The sequence below is a fragment of the Mycobacterium sp. EPa45 genome (assembly GCF_001021385.1).
GTDB lineage: Bacteria > Actinomycetota > Actinomycetes > Mycobacteriales > Mycobacteriaceae > Mycobacterium.
In genome coordinates this window covers 1,216,627-1,234,544 of sequence record NZ_CP011773.1, presented here as the reverse complement: position 1 = coordinate 1,234,544, position 17,918 = coordinate 1,216,627, and the positions used below count along the sequence as shown (strand labels likewise).

Below are 17,918 nucleotides of genomic sequence, written 5' to 3'. Positions count from 1 at the left end.
CGCTCCAGTATGACGCGGCCGTCAGTCCCTGGCGAAGGCCGCGGCGAGTTCGCGCTCCGCGTCGACGTAGGGCGTGCCGGAGACGTCGACGACCACTTGGGCGATCGTTCCTCCCGTGAAGCTGAAAGGTGCCTGGTAGGCAGCCGAGACCGGCTGGCCGAGGTTGCGGCCGACGCTGACCCCGCCGCCGGCCAACCCGAAGGTGAAGGGATGGGCTTTCACGCCGCCCAGCGTGGCCACCGCGGCGCCGTCGACGTAGAGGGTGGCCTCGCCCAGCGGCGTGTGGCTGCCGTCGACTACGCCGGTGCGGACGTAGCCCACTCCCAGGATGTGGTCACCCAGCGGCACCGGGTCCGGGGCGATCACCCGCTGCTCGTCTTCGCCGAAGAAGTTGTAGACGAACTGCAGCTTCCCGTCCTCGACGAACAACACGTACCCGCCGTGGCCGGCCCCCTGCTTGAAGAGCACGCCGCGCACGTCGGGGCTGTCGATGCTCACCTCGGCCAAGACCGAGAACGAGCGGCCGACGATGTTGACACACGCCCCCATCGCGACCGGCGCGGTGTTCGGGTAGTAGACGTAGCGCGGCCGGTCCCCGGCCAGCGTGGGCCGCCAGCGGCCCAGCATCTCCCCCACATCGAGGTCGGTCAACGGCAGGCCGTTGTACTTTTCGGCCTCGCTGAACCACAGCTTCTGCAACTCGGCGAGCTTGTCGGGATGCTCGGCTGCCAGATCGTGGCATTGGCTGCGGTCGTTCTCGATGTGGTACAGCTCCCAGCGGTCTTCGTCGAAATGCGACCAGCCCGACGGCGAAGCGGGATGCACCGCGCTGGCGAACCAGCCCTTGTGCCAGATGCCACGAGTCCCCAGCATCGTGTAGAACTGGGTCTCCTTGCCGGTGGCGGCCGTCGAATCCTGAAGCGCCGCTTTAAAACTCACGCCGTCGAGTGGTTTTTGGGCGGTACCCTTCACGGTGTCCGGTGCCCCGATGCCCAGCAGCTCATAGACGGTCGGGGTGACGTCGCAGACGTTGACGTAGTTGTCCCGGACTTCACCGTGGGCGGCAATTCCGTTGGGCCAGGAGATGATTGCGGTGTCGGCGATGCCCCCTTCGTGGGAGGCGTAGCGCTTGTAGAGCTTGTAGGGCGTGTTGAATGCCATCGCCCACCCGATCGGGTAGTGCTCGTAGGTGGTGGGACCGCCCAGTTCGTCGAAGAAGCGCATGCTCTCCTCGACGGTGTCGATGTAGCCGTTGAAGAACTTGCCCTCGTTGACCGACCCGTTGGGCCCGCCCTCGCCGCTGGCGCCGTTGTCGGAGATGACGACGATGATCGTGTTGTCCAGCTGCCCGGACTCGTCCAGGTAGTCCAGGATCCGGCCGATCTGGGCGTCGGTGTAGGACAGGAAGCCGGCGAACACTTCGGCCATCCTGGAGAACAGCCGCTTCTCCTCGTCGTTCAGCGAATCCCATGGCCGCACCGTGTCCTGCTCCGGCCACGGTTGGCCGGCCGGTCCGGTGACGTCGGCATAGGGATTGACCGCGGACAGTTCGGTGTCGGGCGGCACGATGCCGAGCTTCTTCTGGTTCTCCAGAACGATGTCGCGATAGCGCTCATAGCCCATGTCGAAGGTGCCGGAATAGTGGTCGGCCCATTCGGTGAACACGTGGTGCGGCGCGTGGCCGGCCCCCGGGCACAGATAGGTGAACCACGGTTTGTCGGGCGCGATCATGGTGGAGTCGCGAATGAATTCGATTGTCTTGTCCGCCAGGTCTTTCGAGAGGTGGTAGCCCTCTTCGGGGGTGGCCGGCGCCTCCACCGGGTGGCTGTCGTACACCAGCTCGGGGTACCACTGGTCGGTCTCCCCGCCCATGAATCCGTAGAACCGCTCGAAGCCCCGCGACAGCGGCCAGTGCCTGCGGGTGGCCGCGAGGTTGGACTCCTCGATCGGGGTGAGGTGCCACTTGCCCACGCAGTACGTGTTGTAACCGCGTTCGGCAAGCACCTCCGAAATGAGTGCGGTGTCATCGGGAATCCGGCCGTTGATACCGGGGAAACCGTCGGTGAATTCCTCGATTGTCGCCATGCCTACCGTGGTCGCGTTGCGGCCGGTCAGCAGTGACGCCCGGGTCGGGGAACACAGCGCCGTGGTGTGAAACTGCGACAGCCGAACGCCACGCTCGGCGATCCGCGACATCGCCGGCATCGACACCAGGCCGCCGAAGCAGTCCCAGGTTGCGATGCCGATGTCGTCCCAAACCAGGTACAGCACGTTGGGCGCGTTGTCGGGCGCCGTTGGTGCCGCGTACGGTCCCCAGTCCGCCTCGGAATCGCGAATGTCCAGTTCGATCTTGCCGTTGAACTCGGTGGTCATGCGCACAGACTTCCATGCGGTGGACCAAATGTGCGCGGTTCCGCGACGGATTACCGGCGAGCCCCAAGACCGAGCTCAGGTGTCGCGGCGGTGCCCTCCGCTGTTGTCCCGCGGGCCACGGGCGGTCAGGATGATCGCCAGCACGCCGGCGGCGGCCAGACCCACGACACCGGCTGCCACCCACCAGGCCGGGTCGTAGCGGTAACGCCCGGCCGGGGAGGCTGCTTGATCAGGAGCCTCGGCGGGCGGACCGTATGCACTCATCGGCGTACGGCCGGCGACCAAAGCCGGTGCCCGTCCAGGGATTGCGACGATCGCGGTGCCACGCAGCTGGGGCCAGCGAGACCGGTCTGAGCTCAGCCAACCCAGCAATTCGTCGAGCTGCTGCGGTGCCCCGTTGGACGTCGCGATGAGCAGCGAGCGGTGGCCGTCGTACACCGTCTGCAGCGATCCGAACTGGATACCCGGATCGAGGTTGAGGACGGTCGGCCCATCGTTGGGCGTCCCCTCCAGCGTGATGCGGCGTTCGTTGGCGCTGACCGGCAACGTGATCGACTTGTCGGTCCATCCGTCGGCGCTGATCAGGATCGCCGGTTCCTGGCTCTTGCGGGCCTCCTCGAACGACGTCACCGACGTGCGCAGCGCCAGCGAGCTGAGACGCTGCAATCCGATGGTGATCTGGCTGGCGCGGACGGTGTCGGCGAACCGATCCGATCCGATGCCGACCTTGACCACCGGCAGCAGTGACTGCGGCAGCGAGCCGAAACCGGCCGGGATGGGCGGCGACGCCTCACTGCTCTCGATCACGCTGTTGCCGTTGATCTTCAGGTTCAGCGAGCGATCGTCGTTGCATCCTCCGGTGTTGCCGGTGGTGTTCAGCGAGATCTGCACATCGGTGAAGCGCGTCAGCAGGCGGTCGGGAACACTGATCCACCGGTCGATCGTCCCGGCGGAATCGGCTGCCCACGAATCGATCTGCTCACCGTTGACGGTCACCGTGAGCTGCGCGCCGAAGCTGTTGGGCAGCGGCGTGTAGGTCCCCACCGCATGCACGCGGACACCCTGGACCGAGTGGCCGAACTTGGTCTGGTCGAGCCCGATCGTCACGCCGGGCGAAGCGCCGGCCGCCGTCAGGGTGCTCTGGTTGAGCTGCGCGACCGTCACCAGACCGCCAATTGGTTCGGGGCGTCGGCCCGAGCTGAGCTTCTCCGGGACCACCCGCGGCGATACGGCAAGGTTCAGGGCACCGTCGCTGAGGAGTCGGGTGTCGTTGGTCAAATTGCCCGCCGGGCCGGTGATCAGCAGCTGAGGAATACCGGCACCTTCGAGCGAAATGCTCTCGTCGGAGCCCTCTTTGACGACGATCTGGCGCTCCAGCGGCGCCGACGGCGTGGGCACCGCGGTGGCACCGTCGGCGAGCGGAACGACCTGGACGTCCGGTGCCTGATTGCCGTACTTCTTGACCAGTCCGGCGGCCAGCTGCACCGCGGCATCGGATTCGGCCATCGACGGGTTGGCGGGCAGGCCGATCGTCACCTTGCGAAGCAGCGGTGGAAGGAAGTCGGCCACCGTAGCCGGTACCGCCTCGGTGCCGGTGAACGTGACCGAGCCATCGATGAGGTCGACCGGGTTGAGCCGGTCCAGGCAGTAGCCGTCGTCGGGCACCGACGCCAACGTGAGCGTCACGGTGGCGACGTTGTCCACCACCTCGGCGCCGGCCAGCGGAATGACGACCGGGGAGAGGTCCGCAGTCGGCAGGCCCAGCTTGCCGATCAGCCGATCGCCCTGCGTCACCGAGATCAGACCGCTGCGGACGGCGAACGGCAGATCCAGCGTCGCGTTGAGGGCGACGGGAGCCAGCCCCGGCGGCACCGGGAACGACAGCGACGTCGAGCTGGTTCCGCCGTAGAAGGACAGCACCGGGGTTGCGCCCAGATCGACCAGCGACAGCGTCGGCGCCGTGATGACCTCGCCGGCGGTGGCCACGGTCGGCACGGGGTTGGGTGGTGCTGGATCCGTAGACACGGGGTCCGCCCCTGCCCACGGCGCCGACCACAGCAGGGTGGCTACCGCCCCAACGGTCGCCCCGAATTTGACCAAGCCCCCCGACTTCACCACCGGCATGCCAACCCTCACGGTCGAATGATTGCCAAAAACTGTCGCCTTGGGAATTTACACGGCGAGCCGCGGCTTATCAGCCGCGGCTCGCGTTTGCTATGAACGGAGTGTTACTTGGCGCGCTCAAGAACCTCGACGAGACGCCAGCGCTTGGACGCCGACAGCGGACGAGTCTCCATCAAGGAGACCCGGTCGCCGATACCGGCGTCGCCGTTCTCGTCGTGCGCTTTGACCTTCGTCGTGGTCCGGATGATCTTGCCGTAGAGCGGGTGGCTCTTGCGAGATTCGAGCTCGACCACGATGGTCTTCTGCATCTTGTCGCTGACCACGTAGCCGATGACCGTCTTGCGACGGCCGCGCGACTGCTCGGTGCGCTCAGTGTGCTTGGGGCCCTTTGTTTCTGCCATTACGCTTCCTCACCAGCGGGTCCGGCGGCCAGACCCAGTTCACGTTCGCGCAGCACGGTGTAGATGCGCGCAATCTCCTGACGCACGGTGCGAAGCCGGCGATTGTTGTCCAGCTGCCCGGTTGCCATCTGGAAGCGCAGGTTGAACAGCTCTTCCTTGGATTCCCGCAGCTTGTCGGTCAGCTCTTCGTCGGTGAGCTCACGCAGTTCGCCGGCGCTGATGCCAACAGCCATCAGAACTGCTCCTCTCGGGTCACGATGCGTGCCTTGATCGGCAGCTTGTGGATCGCACGGGTCAGAGCTTCCCGAGCAGTCTGCTCATTGGGATAGCTCAGCTCGAACAGCACGCGGCCTGGCTTGACGTTGGCCACCCACCACTCGGGCGAGCCCTTGCCCGAACCCATGCGGGTCTCGGCGGGCTTCTTGGTCAGCGGACGGTCCGGGAAGATGTTGATCCACACCTTGCCGCCACGCTTGATGTGCCGGTTGATGGCGATACGAGCGGACTCGATCTGCCGGTTGGTGATGTAGGCGTGCTCCAGTGCCTGGATGCCGTAGTCACCGAACGTCACCGACGTGCCACCGCTGGCAATACCACGCTGCCTCGGGTGATGTTGCTTGCGGTGCTTGACTTTACGGGGAATAAGCATGAGTCAGCTCTCCGTGGTTTCAGCGGCGGCCTCGACGGCCGGCGCCTCCGTGGTGACCGGAACCGCAGATTCTGCGGTTTCTTCACTGGCGGCGCGACCGGCTTCGGTGCTCGTCGCGGTGGTGCCCGACGCACCGCTGCGGCGGGGGCGGGTGCCCGACGGACGCTCGCGGCGCGGACGATCGGCGGCGGGTGCGGCGGCGGCCAGCTCACGCTTGCCACCGACGATGTCACCCTTGTAGATCCACACCTTCACGCCGATACGGCCGAACGTGGTCTTGGCCTCGTAGAGCCCGTAATCGATGTCGGCGCGCAGGGTGTGCAGCGGAACCCGGCCTTCGCGGTAGAACTCCGAGCGGCTCATCTCGGCGCCGCCGAGGCGGCCCGAGCACTGCACGCGGATGCCCTTGACGTTGGGCTGCCGCATGGCCGACTGGATGGCCTTGCGCATCGCACGGCGGAACGCCACGCGGTTACTCAGCTGCTCGGCGACACCCTGGGCGACCAGCTGTGCCTGGCTCTCGGGGTTCTTCACCTCGAGGATGTTCAGCTGAACCTGCTTGCCGGTCAGCTTCTCCAGGTCGGCGCGGATGCGATCTGCCTCGGTGCCACGACGGCCGATCACGATGCCCGGGCGCGCAGTGTGGATATCAACACGGACTCTGTCGCGAGTCCTTTCGATCTCCACGTCGGCGATGCCGGCGCGCTCCAGACCCGTGGCCAGCAGTCGGCGGATCGCCACGTCTTCCTTGACGTAGTCCGCGTACTGCTTGTCGGCGTACCACCGGGACTTCCAGTCGGTGGTGATACCGAGCCGGAAGCCGTGGGGGTTGATTTTCTGGCCCACTACTCCGAGCCCTCCTTCGCTTCAGCAGAAGCCTTGGTCTTGGGAGCCGCCTTCTTGGTGGCGACCTTGCTGGCCTGTGCGCGACGGGCACGAGCGGCACTGGCCGACTTGCCCGTGTCCTTCTTGCTCGGCCGGCTCTCGACGATCACCGTGATGTGGCTGGTGCGCTTGCGAATCCGGTACGCGCGCCCCTGCGCGCGGGGCCGGATGCGCTTGGCGGTCGGGCCCTCGTCGGCGGTGATGGTGGCGACCACGAGAGTGGCCGGGTCCAGACCGTTGTTGTTCTGCGCGTTGGCGGCAGCGCTGGCGATCACCTTGGCGACCGGCTCGCTGGCCTGCTGCGGCGCCCAGCGAAGGATGTCGAGGGCGTCCTCGACACTCTTGCCGCGGACCAGGTTGATGACGCGGCGCGCCTTGGTCGCCGAGATCCCGATGTGGCGCGCTTTGGCCGTCGCAGACGGGTATTCGGTGGTTGCAGTCGTCATCGCCGCTTACTCTTCCGGTCGTCCTTGATGTGACCCTTGAACGTGCGCGTCGGGGCGAACTCGCCCAGCTTGTGGCCGACCATCGCCTCGGTGACGAACACCGGCACATGCTTGCGACCGTCGTGGACGGCGAAGGTGTGACCGATGAAGTCGGGGATGATGGTCGAACGACGCGACCAGGTCTTGATGACCTGCTTGGTGTTCTTCTCATTCTGAACGTCGACCTTCTTGAGCAGATGGCCGTCGACGAACGGACCCTTCTTCAGGCTGCGTGGCATCTTCTCTCCTGCCTAGCGCTTCTTGCCGGTGCGCCGGCGTCGGACGATGAGCTTGTCGCTCGGCTTGTTGGGCTTGCGGGTACGGCCCTCGGGCTTGCCCCACGGGCTGACCGGGTGACGACCACCGGAGGTCTTGCCCTCGCCACCGCCGTGCGGGTGGTCGACCGGGTTCATCACCACGCCACGGACGGTGGGGCGCTTGCCCTTCCACCGCATGCGGCCGGCCTTGCCCCAGTTGATGTTGGCCTGCTCGGCGTTGCCCACCTCGCCGACCGTGGCGCGGCAGCGCACGTCGACGCGGCGGATCTCACCCGACGGCATACGCAGGGAGGCGTAGGCGCCTTCCTTGCCCAGCAGCTGGATGCTCGAGCCGGCCGACCGGGCCAGCTTGGCCCCGCCGCCGGGACGCAGCTCGACGGCGTGGATCACGGTACCGGCGGGGATGTTGCGCAGCGGCAGGTTGTTACCCGGCTTGATGTCGGCGTTGGCGCCCGACTCCACGACGTCGCCCTGCGAAAGACCCTGCGGCGCAATGATGTAGCGCTTCTCGCCGTCCAGGTAGTGCAGCAGCGCGATGTTCGCGGTGCGGTTCGGGTCGTACTCGATGTGAGCGACCTTGGCGTTGACGCCGTCCTTGTCGTTGCGCCGGAAGTCGATCACCCGGTAGGCACGCTTGTGCCCGCCGCCCTTGTGGCGGGTGGTGATTCGGCCGTGCGCGTTACGACCGCCGGTTCCGTGCAGCGGGCGGATCAGCGACTTCTCCGGAGTCGAGCGAGTGATCTCGGAGAAATCGGAGACGCTGGCACCGCGGCGACCGGGGGTCGTCGGCTTGTACTTGCGAATTCCCATTATCTATTCCTGAGTTCTATCTGCAGTCCCGCCGGTCAGGCGGGAGCTCCGAAGAGGTCGATCGGCTTGCTGCCGGCGGCCAGGGTCACGATCGCGCGCTTGGTGCTCTTGCGCTGTCCGTAACCGGCGCGGGTCCGCTTGCGCTTACCCTGCCGATTGGCGGTGTTCACCGAGTCGACCTTCACCTTGAAGATCTTCTCGATGGCGATCTTGATCTGCGTCTTGTTCGAGCCGGGTGCGACGATGAACGTGTAGACGTTGTCCTCGATCAGCCCATACGACTTCTCGGAGATGACCGGGGCCAAGATGATGTCGCGGGGGTCGGTAATGGTTGCCATCAGGCCGAAACCTCCTGAACATTGGCCCCGATGTAGGCATTCAGCGCTTCCACGCTGAACACCACGTCGTCGGCGTTGAGCACGTCATAGGTGTTGAGCTGATCAGGCGAGATCACGTGCACACCAGGCAGATTCCGGACGCTCTTGGCGCCGACTTCGTCTGTCCGGCCGATCACGACCAGCACCTTGCGGCGGTCGGTCAGCGTCCCCAGGAACGTCTTGGCGCTCTTGGTCGACGGGGTCTGACCGCTCAGCAGTTCGGTCACCGCGTGGATCCGCTCGTTGCGGGCCCGGTCCGACAATGCGCCACGCAGCGCGGCGGCGATCATCTTCTTCGGGGTCCGCTGGCTGTAGTCACGCGGCTGCGGGCCGTGGACGATGCCACCTCCGGTGAACTGCGGAGCGCGGGTCGAACCCTGACGGGCGCGACCGGTGCCCTTCTGCCGATAAGGCTTCTTGCCGCCACCGGAAACCTGAGCGCGAGTCTTGGTGGCGTGCGTGCCCTGCCGCTTGGCGGCCAGCTGCGCATTCACCACCTGGTGCATCAGCGCGATGTTGGGTTCGACGTCGAACAGGGCAGCGGGCAGTTCCACCGTCCCGTCTGTCTTGCCGTCCGGCGTGCGAACGTCAATCTTCAGAGTCACTTCTCACCTCGTTTGACTGCCGTGCGAACCATCACGAGCCCGCCGTTGCGGCCGGGGACAGCGCCCTTGATCAGCAGCACACCGTTCTCGGCATCGACCTTGTGCACCAACAGGTTCTGCGTGGTGACGCGGTCGTTGCCCATGCGGCCGGACATCCGGGTGCCCTTGAAGACGCGACCCGGGGTGGCGCAGCCACCGATCGATCCCGGCCGGCGGTGCACTGCCTGGGCGCCGTGGCTGGCGCCCTGGCCCTTGAAGCCGTGACGCTTCATGGTGCCCGCGAAGCCTTTGCCCTTGGAGGTGCCGGTGACGTCGACGTAGGCACCGTCGGCGAAGATCTCCGCCGTCAGCTCCTGGCCGACCTCGTACTCGGCGGCCGCGGTTTCGTCATCCAGCCGCAGCTCGGCCAGGTGCCGGCGCGGGTTCACTCCGGCGGCGGTGTACTGGCCGGTGACCGGCTTGTTCACCTTGCGGGGGCTGATCTCGCCGTAGGCCAGCTGCACAGCGCTGTAGCCGTCACGCTCGGGCGTACGGATTCGGGTCACCACGTTGGGTCCGGCTTTGACAACCGTGACGGGGACGACCCGGTTGTTCTCGTCGAACACCTGGGTCATGCCCAGCTTGGTGCCCAAGATGCCACGTCGCGGCGCGGCAGAACTGCTTGAGTGTGCCATTTGTTCGTCGACTCCCCTACTACTGGATGTTCACGTCGACGCTGGCCGGCAGATCGATGCGCATGAGGGCGTCAACGGTCTTCGGCGTCGGGTCGAGGATGTCGATGAGTCGCTTGTGCGTGCGCATCTCGAAGTGCTCCCGCGAGTCCTTGTACTTATGCGGGGAGCGGATGACGCAGTACACGTTCTTTTCCGTCGGCAGCGGCACCGGACCAACCACGCTCGCACCGGTACGGGTGACCGTCTCCACGATCTTGCGCGCCGAGGCGTCAATGGCCTCATGGTCGTAGGCCTTGAGCCTGATGCGGATCTTTTGTCCCGCCACGCTTCTCCTACCTTCATTCCTGCTCGGTCCCATAGCGGGACACGGTGGTCATGCGCTAGCCCGAAGGCGTCACGCTGGCTGTCGCCGCCGCTCTTTACCTGTCTCTGGTGCTCCGGCCCCCGCGGTCGGGTGTGTCGCCCTCACGCAGCCCCGGAGGCGCGATGAAAATCTGTCGCGCTCCGAGATTGGGACCGGAGGCGCCCGTACGGGCGCCGGTCGTATACCTTGGGCGGCACGCTCCCAATCGGGGGCGAACCCGGCTCAAGGCAACCCGAACAGTATGCCTCAGATCGCGGCACCAGCCAAATCCGGTCGGAGTCTGATCCAAACCCCTGCACTGCCTGCTCAGCGGGCCAGTTTGAACAGGTTGGGTCAGCGGGTGGATCAGCGAGTTGGCCGGGTCGAAAACCCCCGGGCGGCCTTGGTGGCGCAGTGCATGACCATCAAGGGCTTGAACCGTCGGCACTCCGGATTACCCATGTCCCGGCAGCCCCTCACCGCACGCGTCGGTGTCACACAGATTTGATTGATTCAGCGGGCCAGGCGCGCAACCGTTGTGCCATACGTCTGCCCTGGTCTGCTGGTTGGCAGTGGCGTGGGAAGCGTTGTGGATAGTCGTCGCCACAATTCGCCTCGATCGAATGGCTGTTCGACAACTGGGATCCCGGCATCGTGCATCTACGGGACGAGTCGGTGGAGGTGTGACCCAGAACTTCTAGCCAGGTCTCGGCAAGTCCGAGGCTCCCGTGGTGACGCGCCCCAGGTTGCAACTTGACGCGATGGCCGACGGCGGTTGGTCGCAAGGATTCGCCGCGACACCGAGAGTGGCTCGCGCTGGTCGAAGTGATGACGCCGCCTGTCGGTGCTGTGGTGCTAGAAGATTGCCGTGCGTCGTCGTTAGGTTCTGCCAGCCCCAGGCCGGGAACCGCCGTCGCTCAGTCGGGGCGCCAGCCCGCTATCGCCTCTTGGCCGAGAATGTGCGCATCGACAGCGAGGATAACGCTATAGGCCAGAAGCGGAAAATGCGTAAACGAAACGCCGTCAATTGCTCGATGGATGGTCAGTTCTTTACCCTTATTCATAAAGCCGAAGTTGAGAAAGTCAGCCGTTTGATCGAATAAACCCTCAACGGTGCCGACGCCAGGAATGATGCCAATGCAGCTCCATATCAGGTCGTACCGCGCCGCTGATAGTCTGTCCTTATCATGGGCTGTAACGGCATTTGCAACTTCGCCCATATACCAAGCGACGTCCACTATGCTTATGGCGCTTCCAAGGAAGGGAATGGCTTCGGAAAGCCGATAGATTGCTTCGATGCCATCGGCAACCGATTGCCTAAAAATTTCGGGCAACGGTTTTGTAATGCGTTTTATCGCTTCGCCAACGTAGGCCGGAATGTCAGGGTCAATCGACTCCATTCCCGGCGGAAGGGGCAGCAAGCCATTTCCTGGATCGACCGCACCGCCACCGGGATCGGTACCACCACCACCAGGGTCAGTGCCACCACCAGGGTCAGTGCCACCACCAGGATCGGTACCACCACCACCAGGGTCAGTGCCACCACCAGGGTCAGTGCCACCACCAGGGTCAGTGCCACCACCAGGATCGGTACCACCACCACCAGGGTCAGTGCCACCACCACCAGGGTCAGTGCCACCACCACCGGAACCCGTCGGATAGGTCCCCTGTGTCGGGCTGGCGGTTGGGAAGCTGAGGGATTGAATCGTTCCCGGAGCGAGCACGAACACCCTCGAATATTCAGATCGAGGTCCTTCGGGCTCGAACCAATCGCCCGCGTAGAAGATGCCGCCCGACTTGATTTGTAGCGCATAGTCCGGCACGCGGATCTGCGAGTCCCAGGAATCGTTGGACGAATCTACCCAGGGACCTGTCAAGTGATATTCGACGTATAAAAGATCTGGCACAACGTACTCACCATTATTCATGAGCTCGGGGGCGTTGACGCCTAGCGTTAATCGTCGACCTGAGGAATCGTAAGTCGGTGGCAGCGTCGTTTCGGTAAGCACGGCGCCGCCGATCATGCCGACGCGATAGGCCTCTTCCATACGCTCTAGAGCGTTGATCGTCGTACCGGCTGGATCAGAGGCGGCTTCGGTTGAACGTGGACTTGTCGCCGCGTGCAAGGCGGGACTGGACGGGCCGGCTGCGTCACCGCGAGGCCCCACCGCCCGCACGTTCGCTGAGGCAGTGTCCTCTGTGACTGCAGCGCGGTCACCTTCGCCTGATGCACGTTGAAGGCTGCGCGGTGGGCGGACATTTGTGTGCCCGACTGTTCGCACGGAAGTTCGGAGGCGGTCGGGAGCCACGGTGCCTGAGAGCACCGGCACAGTCGTTCTCGCTTGTAGCGACGATTCGTCTGCAGACCGACCAGCGTCTGCCTTGCGAGGAGCGGCACTATCAGACGAGGCCGAATGACCGTTTCCGCTGCGCCCAACATCGGCCTGCGCCACACCCGCGCCGCACACCAGTGCTGCACCCACTCCCAACCCGATAGCTCCGACGCCCAGCCACGCGTATGGCTCGACGCGCCGGTGGTTTACCTTGCGATGTCGGATCTTATGACCGGAATGACGGTTGCCGTTGCGATGCAGCGAATGAGTCTTCACTTGCCAAATCCCCCCGATTTACTGTGATTTAGCTGAAGATTAGCTGTCATATACCAGCGCGTCAATAACTGCTTCCGATGCAGCAATTGAGAGAAATCTGCTGCAGGCCTTGGGAATCGGCACGGCAACATCAGTCCCGTATTTCGGTATTCGACACCTGTTTTCAGGTGTTTCCCAGACACATCAGGTAACCGCCCAAATCTCGGAAGGGCGCAACGAGGGCCTCAACGTCGGGATCGAGCGGTACACACCAGGAACAAGTCGCCCAGATGCTTGCCATTCGGGGCGGTATAGAGGATGCCCCGGACCGCCACTGCAAACCACATGACCAGCGCGGTCGCCAGCGCATACAGCCAGCCCTGGGCGATCACCGAGGTGCGGTGGTCGACGAAGAAGGTCTGCACAGCCTCGTTGGTTGCATCCCGTGCCGGCGCGTTGCCGTTCAGACTTGCGCGACGGACGAGGCAGCGACGTACGCGGTGCCGGCCGCACATCCGACCCTTTCCACTGAATTTCTCTCATCGTCCCCGGGGTCTCTGCTGCCTACCGGGGACGTTACGACGCTTCGCACGGCGTTTGCGGGGAAGTTGCGCGCAATTTGGTGACAGTTACTGCCATATCGGCATACGATGCCGCCATGTATCGCGTCATCCAGTGGGCAACCGGCGGTGTGGGTAAAGCGGCGATCCAAGGCGTGCTGCGGCACCCCGAACTCGAACTCGTGGGTTGTTGGGTGCACAGCGCCGACAAAAACGGCCGCGATGTCGGCGAGGTGATCGGCGAAGGGCCCATCGGTGTCGCGGCGACGACTGACGTCGACGAGCTACTGGCGCTGGACGCCGACTGCGTCATGTACTCCCCGCTGCTGCCAGATGATCAGGTGGTCGCCAAGATCCTGCGCTCCGGAAAGAACGTGGTGACCCCGGTGGGGTGGGTCTATCCGGACCGGGAGAACGCGGGAGTGCGCGCCCTGGAGGAAGCGTGCGCGGCCGGCAACGCCACGCTGCACGGGTCGGGCATTCACCCCGGCGGCATCACCGAACGCTTCCCGCTGATGATCTCGTCACTGAGCTCGGCGATCACCCACGTGCGGGCCGAGGAGTTCTCCGACATTCGCACCTACAACGCACCGCTGGTCGTGCGCGAGGTGATGGGATTCGGGCTGGCCCCGGAGCAGGCGATGAGCGGACCGATCGCCGCACTCTTGGAAGCGGGATTCAAACAGTCGGTGCGGATGGTCGCCGACCAGTTGGGCTTCCGCGCCGAACCACGCATCCGGTCCACCCAGGAGGTGGCGGTCGCGGTCACCGGTACCGACGAGCTCGTGGTCCCGATGGAGGCGGGCACCGTGGCCGCGCGCCGATTCCGCTGGCAGGCCATTGTCGACGACAAGCCGGTCGTCACCGCCGCGGTCAACTGGCTGATGTGCGAGGTGGAGCTCGACCCACCGTGGACGCTCGGCGAACAGGGTGAGCGCTTCGAGGTGGAGATCACCGGAGATCCGGACGTCTCACTGACTTTCAAAGGGCTGCAACCCGAAACGGTCGAAGAGGGACTCAAGCGCAATCCGGGGGTGGTCGCCACCGCCAACCACTGCATCAGCGCCATCCCCTATGTCTGCCAGGCCGGCCCCGGCATCAAGACCTATCTCGACCTGCCGCTCATCGCCGGCCGCGCCGCCCCCGACCTGGCCGGATGACATGGAAAGCCTTGTAGATCTTCGGTTTTCGCATCTGGTGGTCGGTGTCACCGACATGGACCGGGCGCTCCAGTTCTACCGGGGGTTGCTGGGCATGGACGTGGTGTTCGACCAGACGCTGACGGGTGAGTCGTTCGACCATGCGCTCGGCGGTGGCGACGGGAACCGCAGTCGGGCGGTCGGCGGGCTGATTGGCGGCGTGATGATCGAGCTGCTGTCGCTGGGCTCCGAAAGCCGGCCGGCCAAGCGCTCGTTCGTCGGCAACCAGAACATCTCGTTGTCGGTCACCGACCTCGACGACACGTATCGGCACGTGCAGGCGGCAGGCTGTCAACCGGAGCAGGCCCCCTTCGAGATCGCCGGGGTGCGGATGTTCTTCGTCAAGGATCCCGACGGCACCGCGGTGGAGTTCATCGAATTCCCAGGTGCTGCTCGAACATCGGAGGAATTACATCGTGGCGTCCAGCGCTGAGGCGAACTACTGGCATCCGGGATCATTGAGTGGTCACCGGGCCGTCGTGACGGGAGCGGCGCGCGGGGTGGGCCGAGGTATCACCGCGGCACTGCTCGAACGCGGTGCGTCGGTCTTGTTGGTCGACCGCGACCCCGGAGTGATCGGCGTCGCGGGATCTCTTGCCGATGACCAGCACGCCGTGCCACTGGTCGCCGATCTGTGCGACCGCTCCAGCTATCAACACATCGTCGACGTCGCGGTCGAAAGGTTCGGCGGCATAGACGCTTTGATCAACAATGCGATCGCCACCGACGAACCGAAGCCGTTCACCGACATCACCATGGCCGACTACGATCTCGTGTTCGACATCGGCCCGCGCGCCACCTTCTTCCTCATGCAGGCCGCCTACCCGGTACTCAAATCCGGCGGCGGCGGGTCGATCGTGAATTTTGGATCCGGCAGCGGTACGGCCGGCCAGAAGTCTTTCGGCGCCTACGCCGCTGCCAAGGAAGCGATCCGTGGAATGTCCAAAGTCGCTGCGCTGGAATGGGGAATCGACAACATCCGGGTGAACGTGGTGTGCCCGTTCGCCAACTCCGAAGGCGTGGCCGGCTGGAGCGAAGCCGTCCCGGATATCTACAACAGGATTGTCAAGGGTGTCCCGCTGCGCCGGATCGGCGACACCCACGCCGACATCGGTGCGGTGGTGGCGTTCCTGGTCAGCCCCGACGCGTCGTACATGACCGCCCAGACCATCAACATCGATGGCGGAACGGGAACATTCCGGTGAGCGACGCGCCCACGGGACGGTCACCGACACTGCGGGACCGGCAACGGGCGCAGGTGCACGCCGACATCCACGCTGCAGCGTACCGACTATTCGCCGCACGGGGATTCGGCAACGTCACCACAGACGACATCGCCGCCGAGGCATCGGTCTCACCGCGAACGTTCTTCCGTCATGTGGCCACCAAGGAGGATCTGCTTCTCGGAGCGGTGCAGCGCGGGAACGCCGCGATCGCGCAGCTGCTCATGCGCCGCCCGCCCGACGAGGCGCCTGACGCCGCCCTGGCCGCCGCGATCGTCGGCCGCGTCGAGTCCTTCGAGGATGTCGACCTGGAGAACTGGCGCGCGGCCATCCTGACCGCCCCGGAGTTGCTCGACCGGGCGACCCTGCTGTCCACCGCCGATCGCGAACAGATGGTCGAGCTTGTCGCCGCTCGTATGGGTGCCGACCCGACCGCGGACAGCCGCCCCGGATTGCTGGTCCAATTATCTTTTGCCGCAGCGGACTTCGCTTTTCAACAGTGGGTCAGGAATCGCGGCGCCCAGCGGCGGTCGTTGGCCTCGAGCGTGGCAGAGGCGCTGGCAGTGGTCGCCCACTCGCGTTGGCGCGGCTAGCGCGCGCCTTTCATGCCCGCCCAGAACGGGCATTGGTGCCGCGAGCTGAAGTCGGTGGTGATCGACAACGCCCCGGTCTGCAGCGACATTCGCTTGCCGGTGGCCCCGTCGGCGCCGAACTTCGGCCAGTCGGGCAACCCCACGCCCGCCGGGATACCGGTCTTCACGAAGTCGCTCCAGTAGGACACCATTTGGTCGGATAGCGCCCGTTGCGCCGGATCCAGCGGCCGGGCGCCACCGACGTCGAACAAATACCGCAACTCCAGGGAGTGGCTGGCGCCGACCGGGAACGGAGCCGCGCGCAGCGGATCGGGGGCCGGCGCCGTCCGGTCGTTGAACTCGTAGGCGTACACCGGCCCGGTGTGAGCCATGCCGGACGCGATTCTGTCTGCGGGGCAGGCGAATAGGCTGTCGGTGACCGCCGCCGAATACGCGAGGCCTTCACTTCCCCCGTACCATTCGAGCGGATAGTGCGCGGCCACCGCAGCGGCATCCGGACCGAACGTGGTGGCGATCAGCTGCGGATAGGGCGGCAATCGCCCCCCGTCCTTGAGGAATTGGATCGCGGTGAACATCGCGAACTCATCCCCGTTGCTGCCGACGAGCACGGGGATCCGGGGAACGCGGTTCAATGCGAATGCGGTCATCGGATCGGCGGGTAACCGGTCGGTTCCGGTGACCGGGCCGGTCAGCTTGTCGGGCCCGAACCCGACATACAGCGGTGCGCGCTGCAGGGTCTCGGGCGGCAGCGACCGCAGGCAGGCGGCGACCGCGGCCGGGTCGCTGCAGCCCGCGCTGGTCGCGTAATCGGCACTCACCCGCTGAGCGGTCGCGCGGTCTGCCTGCGCCTCACACGGACCGCTTTGCATGATCGCGGCGCGGAACAACCCGGCCGACTCCGGCGCGACTAGGTGGTCGCACACCGACATCGCACCGGCCGATTCGCCGGCAATGGTGACTTTGGTTGGGTCACCGCCGAATTCGGCGATGTTGTCACGAACCCACCGCAGCGCGGCCTGCTGATCGGCCAGGCCGTAATTGCCGATGTCGCCGTTCGGGCTCAGCGCGGGATGCGCCAGGAACCCGAGGGTCCCCAGCCGGTAGTTGACGGTGACGACGACGATATCGCCCTGGGTGGCCAGCCAGCGCGCGTCGTAGATGTCGGCGCTGCCGTTCAGGAATCCGCCGCCGTGAATCCACACCATCACCGGTTTCTGGCGGGACGGGGCGGCGCCGTCGGGACTCCAGACATTGAGGTTCAGGCAGTCCTCGCCGGTGGGGCGCCCGTAGTCGGGATCGTTGCTGGTGTCTTGGATGCAGCGCAGGCCGGGTTTGGTGGCGTCGCGCACCCCCTGCCATGGTGCGGCCGGTTGCGGCGGCTGCCAACGCATCGCCCCCACCGGCGCGGCTGCGTAGGGAATGCCGTCGAAGACCCGATATCCGGGAGCCACCACACCGCGCACCGCGCCCCCCGCGGTCTGTACCACCGCGGGCCCCGGCTCCGCCGCCGCAGCGACCGGCGGGTGCGACTCGCTGCCGTTGTGCGTGCACGCGACGACGGCCGCGACGGTCAGCAGCAGCACCACTGCGCGCCGGATTCCTCGGCTCGTTAGGTGTGGCACGAGAATCGAGCCTACGCGGCGGCCGTCCCGAGTCGTGACCTGGGAATTAGCGTCAATTGCCTGCGACCTGGCAGAATCGCCGCCAAACTAGCAACCTGACACCCGTCAAGTTTCTGTTATGAGCGAGCG

Annotated in this window: 21 protein-coding genes and 1 pseudogene; 5 read left to right on the top strand and 17 right to left on the bottom strand. The window is 65.4% G+C overall.

Annotation, left to right across the window (positions count from 1 at the left end; translation table 11 throughout):
* Nucleotides 1-21: 21 nt before the first annotated feature.
* From AB431_RS05690 to AB431_RS05620, 15 genes and pseudogenes are all read right to left on the bottom strand, one after another.
* Complete coding sequence (locus AB431_RS05690; protein ID WP_047329113.1) at nucleotides 22-2,373, bottom strand: arylsulfatase; 2,352 nt, start codon at nucleotides 2,371-2,373, stop codon at nucleotides 22-24.
* A 75-nt stretch (nucleotides 2,374-2,448) separates the two neighbouring features.
* On the bottom strand, nucleotides 2,449-4,509 hold the full coding sequence (locus AB431_RS05685) for a cellulose biosynthesis cyclic di-GMP-binding regulatory protein BcsB (protein ID WP_200902700.1): 2,061 nt from the start codon (nucleotides 4,507-4,509) through the stop codon (nucleotides 2,449-2,451).
* A gap of 92 nt (nucleotides 4,510-4,601) precedes the next feature.
* On the bottom strand, nucleotides 4,602-4,898 hold the full coding sequence (rpsQ, locus tag AB431_RS05680; RefSeq protein ID WP_047329111.1) for a 30S ribosomal protein S17: 297 nt from the start codon (nucleotides 4,896-4,898) through the stop codon (nucleotides 4,602-4,604).
* On the bottom strand, nucleotides 4,898-5,131 hold the full coding sequence (rpmC, locus tag AB431_RS05675) for a 50S ribosomal protein L29 (protein ID WP_047329110.1): 234 nt from the start codon (nucleotides 5,129-5,131) through the stop codon (nucleotides 4,898-4,900). Before rpmC ends, rpsQ begins: the two co-directional genes overlap by 1 nt.
* On the bottom strand, nucleotides 5,131-5,547 hold the full coding sequence (rplP, locus tag AB431_RS05670) for a 50S ribosomal protein L16 (RefSeq protein ID WP_047329109.1): 417 nt from the start codon (nucleotides 5,545-5,547) through the stop codon (nucleotides 5,131-5,133). The genes rpmC and rplP overlap by 1 nt, the downstream gene beginning before the upstream one ends.
* 3 nt (nucleotides 5,548-5,550) lie before the next feature.
* Nucleotides 5,551-6,393: a 30S ribosomal protein S3 gene (gene rpsC, locus AB431_RS05665; protein ID WP_047329108.1), complete on the bottom strand. Its 843-nt coding sequence runs from the start codon at nucleotides 6,391-6,393 to the stop codon at nucleotides 5,551-5,553.
* Between the two features lie 17 nt (nucleotides 6,394-6,410).
* Nucleotides 6,411-6,878 (bottom strand): annotated as a pseudogene (gene rplV, locus AB431_RS05660) (50S ribosomal protein L22); the annotation flags it as partial.
* Nucleotides 6,875-7,156, bottom strand: coding sequence for a 30S ribosomal protein S19 (rpsS, locus tag AB431_RS05655; protein WP_047329106.1), 282 nt, complete (start codon nucleotides 7,154-7,156; stop codon nucleotides 6,875-6,877). The pseudogene rplV and the gene rpsS, both read right to left, overlap by 4 nt.
* 12 nt (nucleotides 7,157-7,168) lie before the next feature.
* Nucleotides 7,169-8,005: a 50S ribosomal protein L2 gene (gene rplB / locus AB431_RS05650; RefSeq protein WP_047329105.1), complete on the bottom strand. Its 837-nt coding sequence runs from the start codon at nucleotides 8,003-8,005 to the stop codon at nucleotides 7,169-7,171.
* Between the two features lie 35 nt (nucleotides 8,006-8,040).
* On the bottom strand, nucleotides 8,041-8,343 hold the full coding sequence (gene rplW / locus AB431_RS05645; protein ID WP_047329104.1) for a 50S ribosomal protein L23: 303 nt from the start codon (nucleotides 8,341-8,343) through the stop codon (nucleotides 8,041-8,043).
* The gene (gene rplD, locus AB431_RS05640) at nucleotides 8,343-8,987 is read right to left on the bottom strand and encodes a 50S ribosomal protein L4 (protein WP_047329103.1); all 645 of its coding nucleotides are present in this window, start codon (nucleotides 8,985-8,987) and stop codon (nucleotides 8,343-8,345) included. Before rplD ends, rplW begins: the two co-directional genes overlap by 1 nt.
* Complete coding sequence (gene rplC / locus AB431_RS05635) at nucleotides 8,984-9,661, bottom strand: 50S ribosomal protein L3 (protein WP_047329102.1); 678 nt, start codon at nucleotides 9,659-9,661, stop codon at nucleotides 8,984-8,986. The genes rplD and rplC overlap by 4 nt, the downstream gene beginning before the upstream one ends.
* A gap of 19 nt (nucleotides 9,662-9,680) precedes the next feature.
* Nucleotides 9,681-9,986 (bottom strand): 30S ribosomal protein S10, encoded by a 306-nt coding sequence (rpsJ, locus tag AB431_RS05630; protein WP_003883485.1) that lies wholly within the window; start codon nucleotides 9,984-9,986, stop codon nucleotides 9,681-9,683.
* A gap of 935 nt (nucleotides 9,987-10,921) precedes the next feature.
* Entirely contained in the window at nucleotides 10,922-11,404 is a 483-nt protein-coding gene (locus AB431_RS30745) for a hypothetical protein (protein WP_158423517.1), read from the bottom strand.
* Entirely contained in the window at nucleotides 11,356-11,646 is a 291-nt protein-coding gene (locus AB431_RS05620) for a hypothetical protein (RefSeq protein ID WP_158423516.1), read from the bottom strand. Before AB431_RS05620 ends, AB431_RS30745 begins: the two co-directional genes overlap by 49 nt.
* A gap of 772 nt (nucleotides 11,647-12,418) precedes the next feature.
* Here AB431_RS05620 and AB431_RS30320 point away from each other — a divergent pair.
* Nucleotides 12,419-12,640, top strand: coding sequence for a hypothetical protein (locus AB431_RS30320; RefSeq protein WP_144418203.1), 222 nt, complete (start codon nucleotides 12,419-12,421; stop codon nucleotides 12,638-12,640).
* 197 nt (nucleotides 12,641-12,837) lie between these two features.
* On the opposite strand, the gene AB431_RS05615 is transcribed toward AB431_RS30320, so the two are convergent.
* Nucleotides 12,838-13,017, bottom strand: a complete 180-nt coding sequence (locus tag AB431_RS05615) for a hypothetical protein (RefSeq protein WP_047329099.1) — start codon at nucleotides 13,015-13,017, stop codon at nucleotides 12,838-12,840.
* Between the two features lie 233 nt (nucleotides 13,018-13,250).
* On the opposite strand from AB431_RS05615, the gene AB431_RS05610 reads away from it, so the two are divergent.
* From AB431_RS05610 to AB431_RS05595, 4 genes are read left to right on the top strand one after another with little or no spacing between them, the layout of a single operon-like run.
* Entirely contained in the window at nucleotides 13,251-14,312 is a 1,062-nt protein-coding gene (locus tag AB431_RS05610) for a dihydrodipicolinate reductase (RefSeq protein ID WP_047329098.1), read from the top strand.
* A 1-nt stretch (nucleotide 14,313) separates the two neighbouring features.
* The gene (locus AB431_RS05605; RefSeq protein WP_047329097.1) at nucleotides 14,314-14,784 is read left to right on the top strand and encodes a VOC family protein; all 471 of its coding nucleotides are present in this window, start codon (nucleotides 14,314-14,316) and stop codon (nucleotides 14,782-14,784) included.
* Nucleotides 14,768-15,556, top strand: a complete 789-nt coding sequence (locus AB431_RS05600; protein WP_047329096.1) for an SDR family NAD(P)-dependent oxidoreductase — start codon at nucleotides 14,768-14,770, stop codon at nucleotides 15,554-15,556. Before AB431_RS05605 ends, AB431_RS05600 begins: the two co-directional genes overlap by 17 nt.
* On the top strand, nucleotides 15,553-16,167 hold the full coding sequence (locus AB431_RS05595; protein ID WP_047329095.1) for a TetR family transcriptional regulator: 615 nt from the start codon (nucleotides 15,553-15,555) through the stop codon (nucleotides 16,165-16,167). The genes AB431_RS05600 and AB431_RS05595 overlap by 4 nt, the downstream gene beginning before the upstream one ends.
* Here AB431_RS05595 and AB431_RS05590 read toward each other — a convergent pair.
* Complete coding sequence (locus AB431_RS05590) at nucleotides 16,164-17,789, bottom strand: carboxylesterase/lipase family protein (RefSeq protein WP_235435836.1); 1,626 nt, start codon at nucleotides 17,787-17,789, stop codon at nucleotides 16,164-16,166. The two genes, AB431_RS05595 and AB431_RS05590, sit on opposite strands and share 4 nt — an antisense overlap.
* Nucleotides 17,790-17,918 lie beyond the last annotated feature (129 nt).